The sequence below is a fragment of the Pseudomonas sp. H1_A03 genome, from assembly GCF_054685145.1.
On record NZ_CP162829.1, the window covers coordinates 2893388 to 2908579 of the forward strand.

14 protein-coding genes are annotated in these 15192 nt (G+C 61.7%); 5 read left to right on the forward strand and 9 right to left on the reverse strand.

The genetic code is table 11. From position 1 onward, the window contains the following. Positions 1-15: 15 nt before the first annotated feature. The 4 genes from AB4O35_RS13345 to AB4O35_RS13360 all read right to left on the reverse strand — a co-directional run bounded on the left by AB4O35_RS13345 (position 16) and on the right by AB4O35_RS13360 (position 5475). The gene (locus AB4O35_RS13345; protein WP_065946165.1) at positions 16-951 is read right to left on the reverse strand and encodes a LysR family transcriptional regulator; all 936 of its coding nucleotides are present in this window, start codon (positions 949-951) and stop codon (positions 16-18) included. Positions 952-1088: 137 nt separating this feature from the next. Then, positions 1089-2276, reverse strand: coding sequence for a cyanate transporter (locus AB4O35_RS13350; protein WP_065882121.1), 1188 nt, complete (start codon positions 2274-2276; stop codon positions 1089-1091). 134 nt (positions 2277-2410) lie between these two features. Next, entirely contained in the window at positions 2411-3853 is a 1443-nt protein-coding gene (locus AB4O35_RS13355) for an aldehyde dehydrogenase family protein (RefSeq protein ID WP_065946164.1), read from the reverse strand. Next, complete coding sequence (locus AB4O35_RS13360; RefSeq protein ID WP_065946163.1) at positions 3850-5475, reverse strand: 5-guanidino-2-oxopentanoate decarboxylase; 1626 nt, start codon at positions 5473-5475, stop codon at positions 3850-3852. The genes AB4O35_RS13355 and AB4O35_RS13360 overlap by 4 nt, the downstream gene beginning before the upstream one ends. Before the next feature lie 111 nt (positions 5476-5586). On the opposite strand from AB4O35_RS13360, the gene AB4O35_RS13365 reads away from it, so the two are divergent. Then, on the forward strand, positions 5587-6465 hold the full coding sequence (locus tag AB4O35_RS13365; RefSeq protein ID WP_065890373.1) for a LysR substrate-binding domain-containing protein: 879 nt from the start codon (positions 5587-5589) through the stop codon (positions 6463-6465). Between the two features lie 116 nt (positions 6466-6581). On the opposite strand, the gene AB4O35_RS13370 is transcribed toward AB4O35_RS13365, so the two are convergent. Both AB4O35_RS13370 and AB4O35_RS13375 read right to left on the reverse strand, forming a co-directional pair. Further along, positions 6582-7196 carry an NAD(P)-dependent oxidoreductase gene (locus AB4O35_RS13370; RefSeq protein WP_065874796.1) on the reverse strand — a complete coding sequence of 205 codons (615 nt, stop codon included), beginning with the start codon at positions 7194-7196 and terminating at the stop codon, positions 6582-6584. 34 nt (positions 7197-7230) lie between these two features. Beyond that, the gene (locus AB4O35_RS13375; RefSeq protein WP_065946162.1) at positions 7231-8097 is read right to left on the reverse strand and encodes an MBL fold metallo-hydrolase; all 867 of its coding nucleotides are present in this window, start codon (positions 8095-8097) and stop codon (positions 7231-7233) included. A 104-nt stretch (positions 8098-8201) separates the two neighbouring features. On the opposite strand from AB4O35_RS13375, the gene AB4O35_RS13380 reads away from it, so the two are divergent. Next, on the forward strand, positions 8202-9107 hold the full coding sequence (locus AB4O35_RS13380; RefSeq protein WP_065874798.1) for a LysR family transcriptional regulator: 906 nt from the start codon (positions 8202-8204) through the stop codon (positions 9105-9107). 100 nt (positions 9108-9207) lie between these two features. Beyond that, positions 9208-9384 (forward strand): hypothetical protein, encoded by a 177-nt coding sequence (locus AB4O35_RS13385; RefSeq protein WP_165448105.1) that lies wholly within the window; start codon positions 9208-9210, stop codon positions 9382-9384. Positions 9385-9513: 129 nt separating this feature from the next. Here AB4O35_RS13385 and AB4O35_RS13390 read toward each other — a convergent pair whose 3' ends face one another. Next, entirely contained in the window at positions 9514-10392 is an 879-nt protein-coding gene (locus AB4O35_RS13390) for a helix-turn-helix domain-containing protein (protein WP_186754380.1), read from the reverse strand. 189 nt (positions 10393-10581) lie between these two features. Here AB4O35_RS13390 and pobA point away from each other — a divergent pair, with 189 nt between their 5' ends. Beyond that, positions 10582-11766: a 4-hydroxybenzoate 3-monooxygenase gene (gene pobA / locus AB4O35_RS13395; RefSeq protein ID WP_175403049.1), complete on the forward strand. Its 1185-nt coding sequence runs from the start codon at positions 10582-10584 to the stop codon at positions 11764-11766. 65 nt (positions 11767-11831) lie between these two features. Further along, a complete protein-coding gene (locus AB4O35_RS13400; RefSeq protein WP_065874801.1) occupies positions 11832-13349 on the forward strand; it encodes an MDR family MFS transporter in 1518 nt (505 codons plus the stop codon). 130 nt (positions 13350-13479) lie between these two features. Here the strand turns inward: AB4O35_RS13400 and AB4O35_RS13405 are convergent, their stop codons facing one another. After that, on the reverse strand, positions 13480-14319 hold the full coding sequence (locus tag AB4O35_RS13405) for a cache domain-containing protein (RefSeq protein ID WP_065882132.1): 840 nt from the start codon (positions 14317-14319) through the stop codon (positions 13480-13482). Positions 14320-14359: 40 nt separating this feature from the next. Then, on the reverse strand, positions 14360-15130 hold the full coding sequence (locus AB4O35_RS13410) for a transporter substrate-binding domain-containing protein (RefSeq protein WP_065874803.1): 771 nt from the start codon (positions 15128-15130) through the stop codon (positions 14360-14362). Positions 15131-15192: the final 62 nt, after the last annotated feature.

The following is a 15192-nucleotide window of genomic DNA, read 5'->3' on the forward strand; positions in this document are numbered from 1 at the left end:
TCGGCGTAGGGGCAATCACAGCAATCCCTGGTCCGCGCAGACTTTTACAACCTGCTCACGAAACCAGGTATTGGCACTGTCCTGTCCACTGGTTTCATTCCACTGCATCTCCAGCGTGAACCCCGGCAAACCGTTGGGCGCCTCGCAATGGCCGAACACCGTCCCAGGCGCCAGCAGCTTTTGCACGCGGCGCGGCAGGGTGACGATAAAGTCGGTGCCGGTGATCATCTTCAGCGCCGCGCTGTAGCTGTTGGCGCGGGCGATCACTTGGCGCTTGTGCGCCTGGCGCGCCAGCCAGCCGTCGATCATGTTGGTGTCGGAGGTCCAGGGCGTGGGGAACACGTGGCGCCGCTCAACGAACGATTGCAGGCTGAAGGCCGGCTCGCGCGGTGCCGAGCGTTTGTCGAACACGCACACAAGGTCGTCTTCGAGCAGCATCTGGGTGCGGAAGTCTTTATGGGCGCGGTGGAAGTTGGGGCCGAAACAGATCACCAGATCGAGACGGCCATCGCGTAGGTCGTCGGCGGGGATGTCGGTTTCCAGCTTTTGCACATTGACGATCACCGGCAGGTCGGCGCGGTCAAAGTGCTTCAACAGGCGCGGCAGGATCAACTGTTCGAAATATTCCGGCGCGCACACGTTGAAGGTCACGGCCTGCTGCGTCGGGTCGAAGGCCTGTCCACCGGCGTGGCACAGGTTGATGCTCTCGAGGATTTTCTGCACATGGCCGTACATGGTGGTGGCCTTGTACGTCGGCCGCATGCCCGCCCGTGTGTTGATAAACAGCTCGTCTTCGAAACTGGTGCGCAGCTTCTTCAGGCTGTAGCTCACGGTGGACTGGCTGACAAACAGCGTTTCGGACACCTCGGTAACGCTGCTCTGGTCATAGACGGCGATAAACACCATCAAGTCCTGCATATCGAGCTTTCTGAGCAAGTTACTGTTTAGCATCGGTTTCGTCCGTAAACCCGTTGTACCGAACTCAGTACAAGACAGCGCAAAAGATTAACGGAACGGACGTGCCAATAGAAAGCGCTGTAGGGCGTTTCTATTTTTGGCGTGAGACAAATACTGTTTGCAACACGACCTCAGCGGATATGCCGCGCGTAATGCTTTGGGTTGAAGCGCGTGACGATCAGCAGCATCACTACAATGACCGCCGTCAACGACCACCAAGCCCATTCGAAGCTGCCCAGTTGATCGCGGATCATCCCCGCGATCAGCGGCGACAGCCCGGCAATCAAGTAGCCGATACCTTGTACAAACGCGGTGAGGCCACCGGCGCGGCGGGGGTTGTCCAGGTGGTCGAGGGACAGGATCAAGCTCATCGGGAACAGACCGCCAATGCCCAGGCCGAGCAGGCAGGGCCACAGCAGGCTCAGGTATTGCGGGCTGAGAATCAAACCGCAGAAACCGAGGATGATCAGCACAAGCAGCACCGCAACCACACCGCGTTTATCCCGGCGACGGTTGGCGATGGCGGGGGTGATCAAGCCGGACACCACTTCCATTGCCGTCAAAAAGCCCAGCAGCAAACCAGCGTTCTGTTCGCTCCAGCCTTGCTCCACGTAGTACGGCGCGAGCCAGGCGAGTACGCAGGTGTAGGACGCGGTGCCAAGGCCGAAAAAGACGGCCAGCAACCAGGCCCGGACGTTACCGAAAAATGATTCCTGCGGGCCGGCGGACGCTTGCGGCAACGGCGGCAGCACCGAGCGCTGTGCAAACCAGAATGCCAGCGCCAGTACTGCGAGCACTGCCCAGATTGCCAGGCCGATGCGCCAACTGCCGGTCTGCACTTGCACGAACGGCGCAAACGATGCCGCCAACGCGGCACCCCCCATGATCGCGGTGACGTACAGGCCCATGAACAGCGAGACGTTATCGCTGAATCGCGACTTGATCAGCGCTGGCATCAACGCTTGGATCATCGCAATGCCCACTCCGGCTGCGATGGCGCTGATGATCAACTCCAGCGCCGAATCCAGGAACAACCGCGACAGCGTGGCCACGCCAATCACCAGCAGCGACAGCACAATGCTGCGGTGCTCGCCAAAACGCTTGGCCACGGCCATGCCAAAGAACATCGCCAAACCCATGGCCATCACCGGCAACATGGTCAGCAACGCCGCGCTACTGAAACTCAACGGCACGTCGCCGCGAATCGATGACAACAATGGGCCCACGGCGGCCATTGATGGCCGCAGGTTAAGGGCGACCAGCACGACACTGATCATCAGCCAGAGGGCGGTGGTGGGTTTTGTTTGAACGGTTTCCATGGGAGGGCCTTGAGTGAGCAAGGGCGAATCAGGCCATGGGTGGGAGAAGGGCGGCAAATGAGAAAGTCGCAGGGGCTATCTAAAAATTGCATTCAACTGACACACCAAAAATCAAAAATGTGGGATCTTCGGTGTTAGTTGGACCGGATCACATGCTTGATCTCCTGAAACGCCGCCAACCCCCACGGCCCTAGCTCGCGGCCGATGCTGCTCTGCTTGTAACCGCCCCACGCCGCTTGCGCAAAGATCACTTGCGGCGCGTTGATCCACACCAGCCCGGCCTGCAAGGCATTCGCCACGCGCTCGGCGGTTTCGTTGTCACGGCTGACCACGCTTGCCACCAAGCCGAAATCGCTGTCGTTGGCCAGGGCAATTGCCTCGTCCTCAGTTGCGAACCGTCGTACACACAGCACCGGGCCGAAGATCTCTTCATTCCACAACGCGCTGTCCAGTGGCACATCGGTGAACACAGTCGGGCGAATGAAAAAGCCCTTCGGCAAATCCGCCGGCCGTGCACCGCCACACAGCAATCGCGCGCCATCCTCAACGCCACGCTGTATGTGCCCCAGCACACGTTGATACTGCACACGGTTGATCAGCGCGCCCATTTCCACCTCATCGGAAAAAGGGTCAGCCACACGGATTCCTTCAACACGTTTGTGCAACCGCTGCAGGAATGCATCCGCCAGGCTGTCAGCGACCAGCACACGACTGGTGGCGGAACACATCTGCCCGGCGTTGAAAAATCCACCGCCACAGGCCAGCTCCACCGCCAGGTCCAGGTCGGCGTCCGCCAGTACCACCAGTGAAGATTTACCGCCCAATTCCAGGCTCACACCCTTGATGGTTTCAGCCGCGCGCTGCATCACCTGCACGCCGACTGCGTTGCTGCCGGTGAAGGAAATCTTCGCCACCCGTGGATCCGCCGCCAACGGCGCCCCGACCGCCAAGCCCGTGCCACACACCAGGTTAAACACCCCGGCCGGGAGCCCCGATTCAGCAATAATTCGCGCCAGTTGCAGCTCGGCCAATGGCGTCACTTCTGACGGCTTGAGCACCACGCAGCAACCCGCCGCCAGTGCCGGGGCGAGTTTCCAGGCAGTGGTCACCATCGGGAAGTTCCACGGCACGATCAGCCCCACCACGCCACAAGGTTCACGGCGCAGGCGAGCGCTGAAGTCAGCGCTGGGCAGGTCCACCGGGCAATCCTGGCCGGCGTCCATCGCTTCGGCCACGCCGGCGTAGTACTCGAACGTGGCGATCACGTCGTCCACATCAATCGCGGCTTCAAACAGCGGTTTGCCGTTGTTGCTCGACTGCAGGTGCATCAGCAGTTCGCGCTGCTCGCTCACCCCTCGGGCGATTTTGCGCAGCAGGGCGGCGCGATCACGGCCGGTGCTTTTCGACCAGTCACTGAAGGCCGCGCTGGCCGCGTCGACCGCTTGTGTCACGGCCAGCGCATCGCCCACGCTCACCTGGGCCAACATCGCTTCGGTGGCCGGATTGATTACTTCCAGCACGGTATGGCCGGCACGCCACGCACCACCGATATACACACCGTTCAATACCGTGCTCATAGCGCCAACTCCGTCATCCAAAGGCCCTGGTCGATTTCAATCAGTGTCGGCCCCGGGCGATCAACTGCGGCGCGTAGTGCCACGCGTAACGACTCAACACCCTTAATACTTTCGGCCGCGCAGCCCAGCGCCTTGGCGACGCCGATGAAGTCCGGGGTGTAGATGTCCACACCGACCGGTTCGATCGCCCGGTTGACCATGTATTTCTTGATCTCTTCATAGCCGTGGTTATTCCACAGCAGCACGATGATCGGCACGCGTGCTTCCACCGCGCTGGCGAGTTCCGGCAGGGTGAATTGCAGGCCGCCGTCGCCGATCAGGCAGACCACCGGCTGCCCGTCGCCACGCCCCAGCCAGGCGCCGATGGCGGCGGGCAGGGCGTAGCCCAGGGTGCCGTAGCCGGTGGACGAGTTGAACCAGCGGCGCGGGTGGTCGAGGTTCAAGGTGAGGTTGCCGCTGTACACCGGTTGGGTGGAGTCGCCCACTATGACGGCGTTGGGCAATGCCGCCAGGACGGTGTTGAGGAACAGGGTTTGCGCGCGGGCGGCGGCGTCCCAAGTGGGGGTCAGTTCGGCCCACAAGCGGGCGACGCGGTGAGCGCCCCACGTGCTGTTGCGTGGCGGCAATGGCTGGCGGTCCAGCTCGGCCAATAAGGCGTCGGCGGCGATTTGTGCATCGGCGACCAGCGCCACTTGCGGGAGGTAGTTGCGCACGGTCTGGTCCGGGTCGATGTCGATGCGCAGCAAAGCGCCCGGAATCTCGAAACCGCCGGCGAAAGTGACGTCGTAGTCGGTCTCCGCCAGCTCTGTTCCGATAGCCAGCACCACGTCCGCTTCGGCCACCAACGCGCGGGTGGCGACCAGGGTTTGGGTCGAGCCGATCAGCAGCGGGTGATGGGCGGGCAGCATGCCTTTGGCGTTGATGGTCAGGGCCACCGGCGCGCCGAGCGCCTCGGCCAGTCGCGTCAGTTCTGGCGCCGCGTCAATGGCGCCGCCACCTGCCAGGATCAGTGGCTTCCTGGCTGCCGCGAGCAACTGGCTCATCTGCTTCACCGCCGATGGCGCCGCGCCGGCACGGGCCACGCGGATCGGCTCAGTGCCCAGCAGCGCGTCGGCATTTTCCACCAGCACATCCAGCGGGATTTCGATATGCACCGGGCGCGGCCGCCCGGCCTGGAACACTGCAAAGGCCCGCGCCAACACGCCGGGCAACTCCGCCGCCGACATCAAGGTGTGCGAGAACGCCGCCACGCCGGCCATCATTGCTGCTTGGTTCGGCAGCTCATGCAGCTTGCCGCGCCCGCCACCCAACTGGCTGCGCGACTGCACGCTGGAGATCACCAGCATGGGGATCGAGTCAGCATAGGCCTGGCCCATGGCGGTGGTGATATTGGTCATGCCGGGGCCGGTGATGATGAAGCACACGCCGGGCTTGCCGCGGGTGCGCGCATAACCGTCGGCCATGAACCCGGCGCCCTGTTCGTGGCGCGGGGTGACGTGGCGGATGCTGGAACTGGCCAGGCCGCGATACAACTCCACCGTGTGTACGCCGGGGATGCCAAATACCTGATCCACGCCGTAGCCTTCCAGGAGGTTGACCAATACTTCGCCGCAGGTGGCCATAAATGTCGCTCTTATTGTTGAGATAAGGCGGTATTGGACCGGCTGGCCGGTAGCGGCAACAATCGATAAAAAGTCATACTAGCCATGTTCTCACGTCATGGCTCAGCCCTTATGAAGCGCCTTCCGCCGCTGCCCGCGCTGCACACCTTCTGGGTCACGGCCCAGTGCTGCAACTTCACCCGTGCTGCCGAGCAATTGCACATCACCCAGGGCGCAGTGAGCCGGCAGATCGCCGGGCTGGAAAGCCATTTGGGCTACGCGCTGTTCCGACGCCAGGCGCGCGGCTTGAGCCTGACCGAAGAAGGCCGTGAATGGTCACTGCGCGCCCAGCAAGTGTTTGGCCTGATCGGCGAGGCGGTGGAGCAGATCGGCAGCCGCCGCCAGACCCTGCAGCTCAAAGCGTCCACCTGCGTGATGCGCTGGTTGCTGCCGCGCCTGATGCAGTGGCAAAAGGAGCGCCCGGACGTGCCGGTGGAACTCACGACCACCGTGGCCTACACCGTGGACTTTCGTCGCGAGCAATTCGATGCGGCGGTGATCTATGCGCCCATCGCCGAGCAGTCGGCCGAGGCGCGGCACTTGTTCGATGAACAGCTCACGCCCGTCTGTGCGCCGGCGTTGCTGGATGTTTTGCACACGCCCGCAGACTTGCAGCAACAGGTACTGCTGCACCCCACCCGGGACGAGCGGGATTGGGCGTTGTGGCTTTCGGCTGCGAACACGCAGTTGAGCAATTTGAGCCAGGGGCATCATTTTGAAACGCTGGACTTGGCGATGACGGTGGCGTCCCAAGGTTCCGGCGTGGCGATTGGCGACAGTGCGTTGATTGGCGAGGATGTGAAGGCAGGACGGTTGGTGATGCCGTTTGAACTGCAGGTGCCGACGGGGATGGGGTATTACCTGGTGTATCCGCCGGGGACGGCGCCGTCGGCCGGGCTTGAAGCCCTGATGAACTGGTTAGTGAGCCAGGCGCAATATCCGGAACACTGAAGATCACAATGTGGGAGCTGGCTTGCCTGCGATAGCGGTCGATCAGTCAGTACATCATTGACCGACACACCGCTATCGCAGGCAAGCCAGCTCCCACAGTTTTAAACCGCGTTGGGTCAGTAGCCCACGGTGAAGCGCTGGCGGGAGTGCTTTGGTGCTTCGACTTCGTCGATCAAGGCGATGGCATAGTCGGCGAAACTGATCCAACTACGCCCCTCACTGCTCACCAGCAAATCATCCTGGCCTACACGGAATTTACCGGTGCGTTCGGTCTCAACGAACTCCGCCGATGGCGACAGGAAGGTCCAATCCAGTTCCTTCTCCTGACGCAGCGCATCGAGAAACGCGGCCCCCGCACTGGCCTCGGCTTTGTACTCTGCCGGGAAGCCTTCGCTGTCGATCACCCGACCGCCACCCGGCAGTAACAGCGAACCGGCACCGCCCACCACCAGCAGGCGTTGCACCCCGGCTTTTTTCACCGGCCCGATCACGGCGCTGGCGGGCAGGGTGGCGAAGTGTGCGGCGCTGATTACCACATCGCTGCCGCTGACGGCGTGTTGCAGGGCGTCTGCGTCCAGCGCATCAACCTGTTTGACGGTGACGCCAGGGCGAACGGCCAGCTTGTCGGTATTACGTGCGATGGCTACAACGCTATGCCCACGGCGCAGTGCTTCTTCCAGCAGTTGGCTACCGGCACGGCCAGTGGCCCCAATGATTGCAATCTTGCTCATGACGTTCTCCAGTACGGTTAAGGTTTGAAACGCTTCACCACTTCATTTCGCCCTTGGCGACTTTGGCGCTCAGTTCCAGCGAGCTTTCGTCGGCGAGGGTCGGGTAACGTTTTTTCATGGCCGCGATCAGGGCAGCGGAATCCTTGGCCTTGGCGGTCTCGGCGTCAAAGGCCTTGATGTAGTTGGCGGTAAAGGCCACCGATTTCAGCGACGGTGTGCCCAGGTAGTGGCCTGGAACCACGGTGCGAGGTTTGAGCTGTTCGATGCGTTGCAAAGTGGCGAGCCAATCTTTGTGGGATTGCGCGCTCTGGGTGTCGGCTATCCACAGGTGGATGTTTTCAGCGACGACCACACCACCGACCACGGCCTTGATCGACGGGATCCACACAAAGCTGCGATCCGGCTGCGGGCCATCCAGGCCGATGACATCCAGTTGTTGGCCTTCGAGGCTCAAGCTGTGGCCTTCAAGCACCTGCGGCACGATGGTTTTGGCCGGCTTGTCGGCGCCCATTTTCGGGCCCCAGAACTCAAGTTTGCCGGCAACAGTCGCCTTGATATGGTCGACCACCGGTTGCGCTGCCAGCACCTTGGCGTCGGGGAACGCGGCGGTGAGGGTATCGAGGCCGAAGTAGTAGTCCGGGTCGCCATGGCTGATGTAGATGGTGGTGAGGTGTTTGCCGCTGGCGCGGATCTTTTGCACCAGTTGCTCGGCCTGGCCCTTGCCGAATTGAGCGTCCACCAGGATGGCGTCCTTGGCGCCGCTGACCAGCACCGAGCTGACCGGGAAGATCGCGGCTTCGCCAGGGTTGTACACGTCCAACGTCAGGTCGGCGGCAGCCGCATGTGCGGCGAAGGCCAGGGCGGCGGTGGCCAGGGTCAGGCGCTTGAAGGTTGAGAACATCGGGCAGCTCCAGCATGGGTAGGGGATGCACAGAGCTTAGTTGCACAAAACCAGACTAAAAATGCGATGCTGGGACATAGTTTGTTTCTAAAATCGGGCAAATCATGGATCGTCTTCAAGCAATGCGCGTGTTTGTCACGGTGGTGGACCTGGGTAGCCAGTCTGCCGCCGCCGACCATCTGGACCTGTCGCGGCCGGTGGTGTCACGCTACCTGGCCGAGCTGGAAGACTGGGTCGGCGCACGTTTGCTGCACCGCACCACGCGCAAGCTCAGCCTTACGGCGGCCGGCAGTGAAACCCTGCCGCGCTGTCGGCAAATGCTGGAACTGTGCGGCGATATGCAGGCCGCCGTCAGCGAGCCCGACGACGCGCCCCGTGGCCTGCTGCGCCTGAGTGTCAGTACGTCTTTCGGCCAGGCGCAATTGGCGCAGGCCATCGCCGAGTACGTCAAGCGCTACCCGCTGGTGACGGTTGACCTGCAGATGCTCGACCGCACGGTGAACCTGGTGGATGAGCGTATCGACCTGGCCATCCGCACCAGCAATGACCTGGACCCCAACCTTATCGCCCGGCGGCTGACGGTGTGTCGCTCAGTGGTCTGCGCCACGCCGGCTTATCTGCTGGAGCATCCGGCCCCGCAGAAAGTCGAAGACCTGGCCGGGCACAACTGCCTCACCCACTCTTATTTCGGTAAAAGCCTGTGGCATTTCGAAGAGCGTGGCGAGCACGTCTCGGTGCCCATCAACGGCAATATCACTTCCAACGAGGCCAGCACTTTGTTGCGCGTGACGCTGGCCGGGGCAGGGGTGTCGATGCTGCCCAGTTACCAGGCCGGCGACTACATCCGTCGCGGTGAACTGGTGCGCCTGCTGCCCGATGCCGAACCTCGCCGGATGAACATTTACGCGGTATACGCCTCGCGCAAGCACATGCCATCGGCGCTGCGCAGCCTGTTGGATTTCCTGGTGCTGCGGTTCCCGGAAGAGCCCGCATGGGATGCGGGTCTCTAGGTCGACATAAACGTGTTGAATGTCGCCTGATAATGGCAACTCGCGCGCGTTGACCTATGCTTTGGAGAGCACCGTGTAGATCCGCTCAGAGGTCTGTGCCATGAGTATTAAAACCAGAAAGTACTTGATGATTTTCAGCCTGTGCGCACTCGCCAGCGCGCTGTACGGGACTGCCGCCTACCGTGTGGAGCAAACGCGTATGCAGCCGACCTTTGCGATCAGTTGCCATCAGGACCAATGTGTTCCGCGTACCGGCAGTTTCAGTGCCTTGCGATAAGGATGACGCGCTGAATATCCAAATGTGGGAGCGGGCTTGCTCGCGAATGCGGTGGATCAGTTTGCAGATATGTAGCTGACCCAGCGCATTCGCGAGCAAGCCCGCTCCCACAAAAGCCCGCTCCTACATTCAGCTATGTGGTGCCTCGGCTTTAAGTTGTTCACGAAACGCCTTGGGCGAAAACCCGACCCGTCGGCGAAACAGCCGTGAGAAGTTGGTCGGGTCGGAAAAACCCAACACCTCCGACATTTCATTAATGGTCATGCTGGTGTAAGTCAGCAAACGCTTGGCTTCCAGTAATTGCCGGTCATGCATGATCTGCAGCGCAGGCTGCCCGCCCAACTCTCGACATGTTCCGTTCAAGTGTGAGACCGAGATCCCGAGCTTGTGGGCCAGGTCCTCGATCTTCGGGTGTTCGCGGTAATGCTGCTCGACCAGCTGGGTAAAGCGCCGGAAGTATTCACGCCCCCTGGGCGCCCGAGGGTGGCGATGCTGGATGGCCTGGCGGCTGATCCACACCAGCAGCACGCTGACCAGCGCATGCAGCATCATGTCCCGCGCCGGTTGATCGTCGGCGTATTCAACCTGCAGGCGGGCGAACTGACTGTTCAGATAATCACTGTCTTTGCCTGCCGGGTAACTGCCCAATGCCTGCAATCCGTCTACCGTTGCGCCCAGCTGTGCTTGCAGATGGCTGACCAGTGGCGCTGCCAGCGTCACGACATAGCCTTCAACATCCTTGGGAAAGCGAAACCCGTGCACACACAACGGCGGCAATACCTGCAGGGTCGCTTCGTTCAGCGTGGTGCGCTCGCCTTCGATTTCCAATTGTGCCTGGCCTTTGTGCACGTAGAGCAACTGGCACAGATCCGCGTGCCGGTGGGGCTGGATTTCCCACTGGTATTCCCGACTGCGCCGGGAAATGGTTTCACAGTGCAACAAATCGGGGGTCGGCCATTGCTGGTCTTCCCCGTAAAGCTTGAAGACCGGAATCGCGGTTTTGGTCATGGTTTCAATCCGATACTCAGGACAGTGGTGCGGTAATCGCCCCAATTGGCAAAAAGCGCAGGCTTTGGCTCAGTTTTCACCTTCTTATGCTGCTCGCTCAAGTGAAAAATGTCAGCAACAAGACCAATGACAACTCTTTCACCCTGTCTGTTCGGGTGGAATTTGCGGGCCATAAAAATAATGAAAACGCTGAAAACCCAAGTCGCCATCATCGGCGCCGGTCCCTCTGGACTGCTGCTCGGTCAACTGCTGCACAATGCGGGTATCGAGACCCTTATCCTAGAGCGCCAGAGCGCCGATTACGTGCAAGGGCGCATTCGTGCCGGGGTGCTGGAGCAAGGCATGGTCGACCTGTTGAGGCAGGCCGGCGTCAGCCAGCGAATGGACAGCGAAGGCCTGGTGCATGACGGATTCGAGCTGGCGCTGAACGGCCAGCTCACCCATATCGACCTCAAGGGCTTGACCGGCGGCCAGTCGGTGATGATCTACGGCCAGACCGAAGTCACCCGCGACCTGATGGCCGCGCGTGCCGCCGCTGGCGCCACCACGTTTTATGAAGCCCATAACGTGCAGCCCCACGGCCTTAAAAGTGATCGACCCTGGCTGACGTTTGAGCACCAGGGTGAGGCGTTTCGCCTGGAGTGTGACTACATTGCCGGTTGCGACGGCTACCACGGCGTTGCGCGCCAATCGATCCCGGCCGAATCGATCAAGGTCTTCGAACGGGTCTACCCCTTCGGCTGGTTGGGTATCCTGGCCGACACGCCGCCCGTGCACGCTGAGCTGGTCTACGCCAAGCACGCGCGCGGCTTTGCCTTGTGCAGCATGCGTTCGTCGACCCGAAGCCGCTATTACCTGCAAGTGCCGCTGGAAGAACCTATTGATGAATGGCCTGACGCACGTTTCTGGGACGAGCTGAAAACCCGCCTGCCCAGCCACCTCGCCGAGAACCTGGTGACCGGTCCGTCGATCGAAAAAAGCATCGCGCCGCTGCGCAGTTTCGTGGTGGAACCGATGCAGTACGGCCGCCTGTTCCTGCTGGGCGACGCGGCGCATATCGTGCCGCCCACCGGCGCCAAGGGCTTGAACCTGGCGGCGAGTGACGTGAGCACCCTGTATCGGATTCTGCTCAAGGTCTACGGCGAGGGGCGCGTGGATTTGCTGGAACGCTATTCCGCCATCTGCCTGCGGCGGGTGTGGAAGGCTGAGCGGTTTTCCTGGTGGATGACCTCGATGTTGCATCAATTTCCCGAGGCGGACGGTTTCAGCCAGCGCATTGCTGAGAGTGAACTTGAGTACTTCATCCACTCCGAGGCGGGGCGCAAAACCATCGCAGAAAATTACGTCGGACTTCCTTACGAAGCTATCGAATAGCCTGCTATCGTATCGAGCATTCCCGCGGGCCGACTTTCTCGCGGGCTCTGCTCGAAGGTCTTGCCGTGACGCACCTCAATCAGCCCGCTCCGCCGCTTCCCGCTGTGCGCAGTATCCTCGCCTCACTGATGATGGCGATCTTCCTGGGTGCACTGGACCAGACCATTGTCGCCGTGTCGATGCCCGCCATCTCCGCGCAGTTCCACGACGTCAACCTGCTGGCTTGGGTGATTTCCGGCTACATGGTGGCGATGACTGTGGCCGTGCCGATCTACGGCAAGCTCGGCGACCTGTATGGGCGCCGGCCGATGATGCTGATCGGCATGGGCCTGTTCACCCTGGCCTCGCTGTTCTGCGGCATGGCGCAAAGCATGGAGCAACTGGTGCTGGCGCGGATCCTCCAGGGCATCGGCGCCGGCGGCATGATTTCGGTGAGCCAGGCGATCATTGGCGACATCATCCCGCCCCGTGAACGCGGACGCTACCAAGGCTATTTCAGCAGTATGTACGCGGTGGCCAGCGTGGCCGGGCCGGTGCTCGGCGGCTACATGACCGAGTACTTGTCGTGGCGCTGGGTATTTTTGATCAACCTGCCATTGGGCGCCGGCGCCTGGTACGTGGCCCACCGCACCCTGGTGGGGCTGCCGGTGCCACAGCGCAAGCCGATCATCGATTACCTCGGCACCGTGCTGATGATCGTCGGCCTGACGGCGTTGCTGCTGGGCATCACCGAAATCGGCCAGGGCCATCATTGGCGTGACAATGAAGTGCTGGGCCTGCTGGCGTGTGCGCTGCTGGCGTTGAGCCTGTTTGTCTGGCACGAACGCCGTGCGCGGGAGCCGTTGTTGCCGATGCATTTGTTCGCCAACCGCAGCGCGGTGTTGTGCTGGTGCACGATTTTCTTCACCAGCTTCCAGGCGATTTCCCTGACGGTGCTGATGCCGCTGCGTTATCAGACGGTGACCGGCTCGGGTGCCGACAGCGCGGCCTTGCACCTGCTGCCGCTGGCAATGGGTTTGCCGATGGGCGCCTATTTTGCCGGGCGCATGACCTCGGTGACCGGGCGTTATAAACCGATGATCCTCAGCGGCGCGCTGTTGAGCCCCTTTGCGATTTTCGGCATGGCCTTGAGCGCGCCTCAGGCGGTATGGCTGACAGCCGTGTTTATGCTGCTGTGCGGGATCGCGGCCGGCATGCAATTTCCCACCTCGCTGGTGGGCACGCAGAACTCGGTGGAACAACGCGATATCGGCGTCGCCACCAGCACCACCAACCTGTTCCGTTCCCTCGGCGGGGCAGTGGGGGTGGCGTGTATGTCGGCGCTGTTGCTGGCGCTGTTGCAGGATTCCAGCTTCGCCCACCTGGCCAGCGGCGCGCTGGCCGTTGAAGGCAGCTCCGGTAACGTGTTGCTTGACGGCCTCAACGCCGCACCCGGCCCGGCGCAGGACGCCTTGCGCGGGGAATTGGCGGTGACGTTCCGGCATTTGCTGATGGTGAGTGCGGCGGTGTCGTTGTTGGGCTTGGCGGCGGCGATTGCGATGCCCAACCGGGTGCTGCGCGGCCGCGAAGACAAAGCGCGCTAACTGACCCTGTGAAGATCAAACTGTGGGAGCGGGCTTGCTCGCGAATGCGGTGGTTCAGTTGAAGCATCTGTAACTGACACACCGCATTCGCGAGCAAGCCCGCTCCCACAGTTTTGACCGCGCTCCAGCTTCAGGGGCTGTAGTAACCCACCGCCACCATGAAATGCCCGGCCTTGCGCACATACGCATGCTTGTTCTCGACCTTGCCGGTCACCGGGTTTTTCCAGCGGTATTTGTATTCGCCCTGGTCCTGCTCGGCCATCAGCTTGAGGATCGGTTCGCCCACCGGCTTGCCGTCGGGGTCCTTGATCTTGCCGAAGTCGGTGTTGATCAGCCGCAGGGTGGTGCCGTGGGCCACGTAGCGTCGGGTATTGAGGTCGACGACAAACACGTAGAGGTCATCCTGCAAGAAGCCGCCTTGCAAGGAGTTGATCGCCTTGAGCGTGCCCGACTCATCCTTGAGCAATGCGTTCACCGCCTTGTTGCGCAGGGCCCGCGCCTGTTCCGGTGTGGCCCGTGGCAAGTAATAACCCACCGCCAGGATGCGTTCGCCCACGCGCTGGTAGAACACGTGCTTGTGCTCGACCTTGCCATCGTTCCAGTTCTGCCAGCGGTAATCGGCCTGCTGGATGCCCTGGCCTTCCGGCACCTTCAGCGCGTCTTTAAATGACTGGCGCAGATCCGGTCCCAGTACTTCGGATACATCGCGGCCGATCAAGGCGGAGGAGGGCCCGCCACTGGCCAGCAGCACGCCCTGGGTATCGACCACGAACACATAGCGATCCTGCTCAATAAACTCCCCCTGGCGACTGAACGCGGCAAAGGCCTTGTCGCCGTTGCTCTGGTAGTAGGCCACGGCTTTCTCCAGCAGCGCCTTGGCCGCCTGCGCATCCTCATCCTGAGCCGTCGCGGCATGCACCTGGCTGAAACACAACAGCAGCAGCCAGGTGATTCGAAGCAATCGCGTCATAACCCATCCCTCGTTCTTATTGATGTGACAAGAGCGTAGCTCAGGGCGCCGCCAGCCATTGACTGACGATGCCGTCATACACCCCGGTGGCCACGCTCAGGTGCAACCATTGGTCGACATAGCTTTTCCACGCCACATCATCGCGGGGCAGCATGAAGGCTTTTTCGCTGTACTGCATCTGCCGCTCAGGGTTGACCGCGCACAGCCCTGGCTTGAGCTTTTGCTGGTAACGCGCTTCGCTGGCGTCGGTGATCATCACGTCGGCCTTGCCCGCCAGCAGTTCGTCGAAGATGGTCACGTTGTCATGCAAGCGGATTTGCGCCTGGCCCAAGTGGGCGCGGGCGAATACTTCGTTGGTGCCGCCGGCGGGCTCGATCACGCGGACCTGCGGTTGGTTGATCTGCTCGACGGTCTGGTAACGCTGCACATCGGCGCAGCGCACCAGCGGGATCTTTCCGTCGACGCCGAGGGCCTGGCTGAAGAAGGCTTTTTTCTGGCGCTCCAGCGACACTGAAATGCCGCCCACGGCAATGTCGCAGCGTTGGGCGAGGAAGTCCGGCATCAGGGTTTTCCAAGTGGTGGGCACCCACTGGATGTTGGCGTTGAGGCTCTTGGCCAGGGACTCGGCCATGGCGATGTCGATGCCTTCGTAGCTGCCATCGGCGCGCAGGGAGGTGTAGGGCTTGTAGTCGCCGGTGGTGCAGACGCTGAGCGTGCCGCGTTGGAGCACCTGGTCCAGGCGCGAAGGGGCGGCGTCGGCCAGGACGCTGGTGGCCACGCTTAATACACACAGGGCAAAAAGAGCTTTCATGCGGTCGAGTCCTTGGGGCATGGTCTTGGGCGGTCATTATTTCCAGCGTTGGGCGGGGTGGC

Excerpts from the sequence above, each read along its gene's own strand:
- AB4O35_RS13345 (WP_065946165.1), bottom strand. The coding sequence starts at position 951 with ATGCTAAACAGTAACTTGCTCAGAAAGCTCGATATGCAGGACTTGATG.
- AB4O35_RS13370 (WP_065874796.1), bottom strand. The coding sequence starts at position 7,196 with ATGAGCAAGATTGCAATCATTGGGGCCACTGGCCGTGCCGGTAGCCAA.
- AB4O35_RS13365 (WP_065890373.1), top strand. The coding sequence starts at position 5,587 with ATGAAGCGCCTTCCGCCGCTGCCCGCGCTGCACACCTTCTGGGTCACG.
- AB4O35_RS13350 (WP_065882121.1), bottom strand. The coding sequence starts at position 2,276 with ATGGAAACCGTTCAAACAAAACCCACCACCGCCCTCTGGCTGATGATC.
- AB4O35_RS13385 (WP_165448105.1), top strand. The coding sequence starts at position 9,208 with ATGAGTATTAAAACCAGAAAGTACTTGATGATTTTCAGCCTGTGCGCA.
- AB4O35_RS13360 (WP_065946163.1), bottom strand. The coding sequence starts at position 5,475 with ATGGCCACCTGCGGCGAAGTATTGGTCAACCTCCTGGAAGGCTACGGC.
- AB4O35_RS13390 (WP_186754380.1), bottom strand. The coding sequence starts at position 10,392 with ATGACCAAAACCGCGATTCCGGTCTTCAAGCTTTACGGGGAAGACCAG.
- AB4O35_RS13375 (WP_065946162.1), bottom strand. The coding sequence starts at position 8,097 with ATGTTCTCAACCTTCAAGCGCCTGACCCTGGCCACCGCCGCCCTGGCC.
- AB4O35_RS13410 (WP_065874803.1), bottom strand. The coding sequence starts at position 15,130 with ATGAAAGCTCTTTTTGCCCTGTGTGTATTAAGCGTGGCCACCAGCGTC.
- AB4O35_RS13405 (WP_065882132.1), bottom strand. The coding sequence starts at position 14,319 with ATGACGCGATTGCTTCGAATCACCTGGCTGCTGCTGTTGTGTTTCAGC.
- AB4O35_RS13380 (WP_065874798.1), top strand. The coding sequence starts at position 8,202 with ATGGATCGTCTTCAAGCAATGCGCGTGTTTGTCACGGTGGTGGACCTG.
- AB4O35_RS13355 (WP_065946164.1), bottom strand. The coding sequence starts at position 3,853 with ATGAGCACGGTATTGAACGGTGTGTATATCGGTGGTGCGTGGCGTGCC.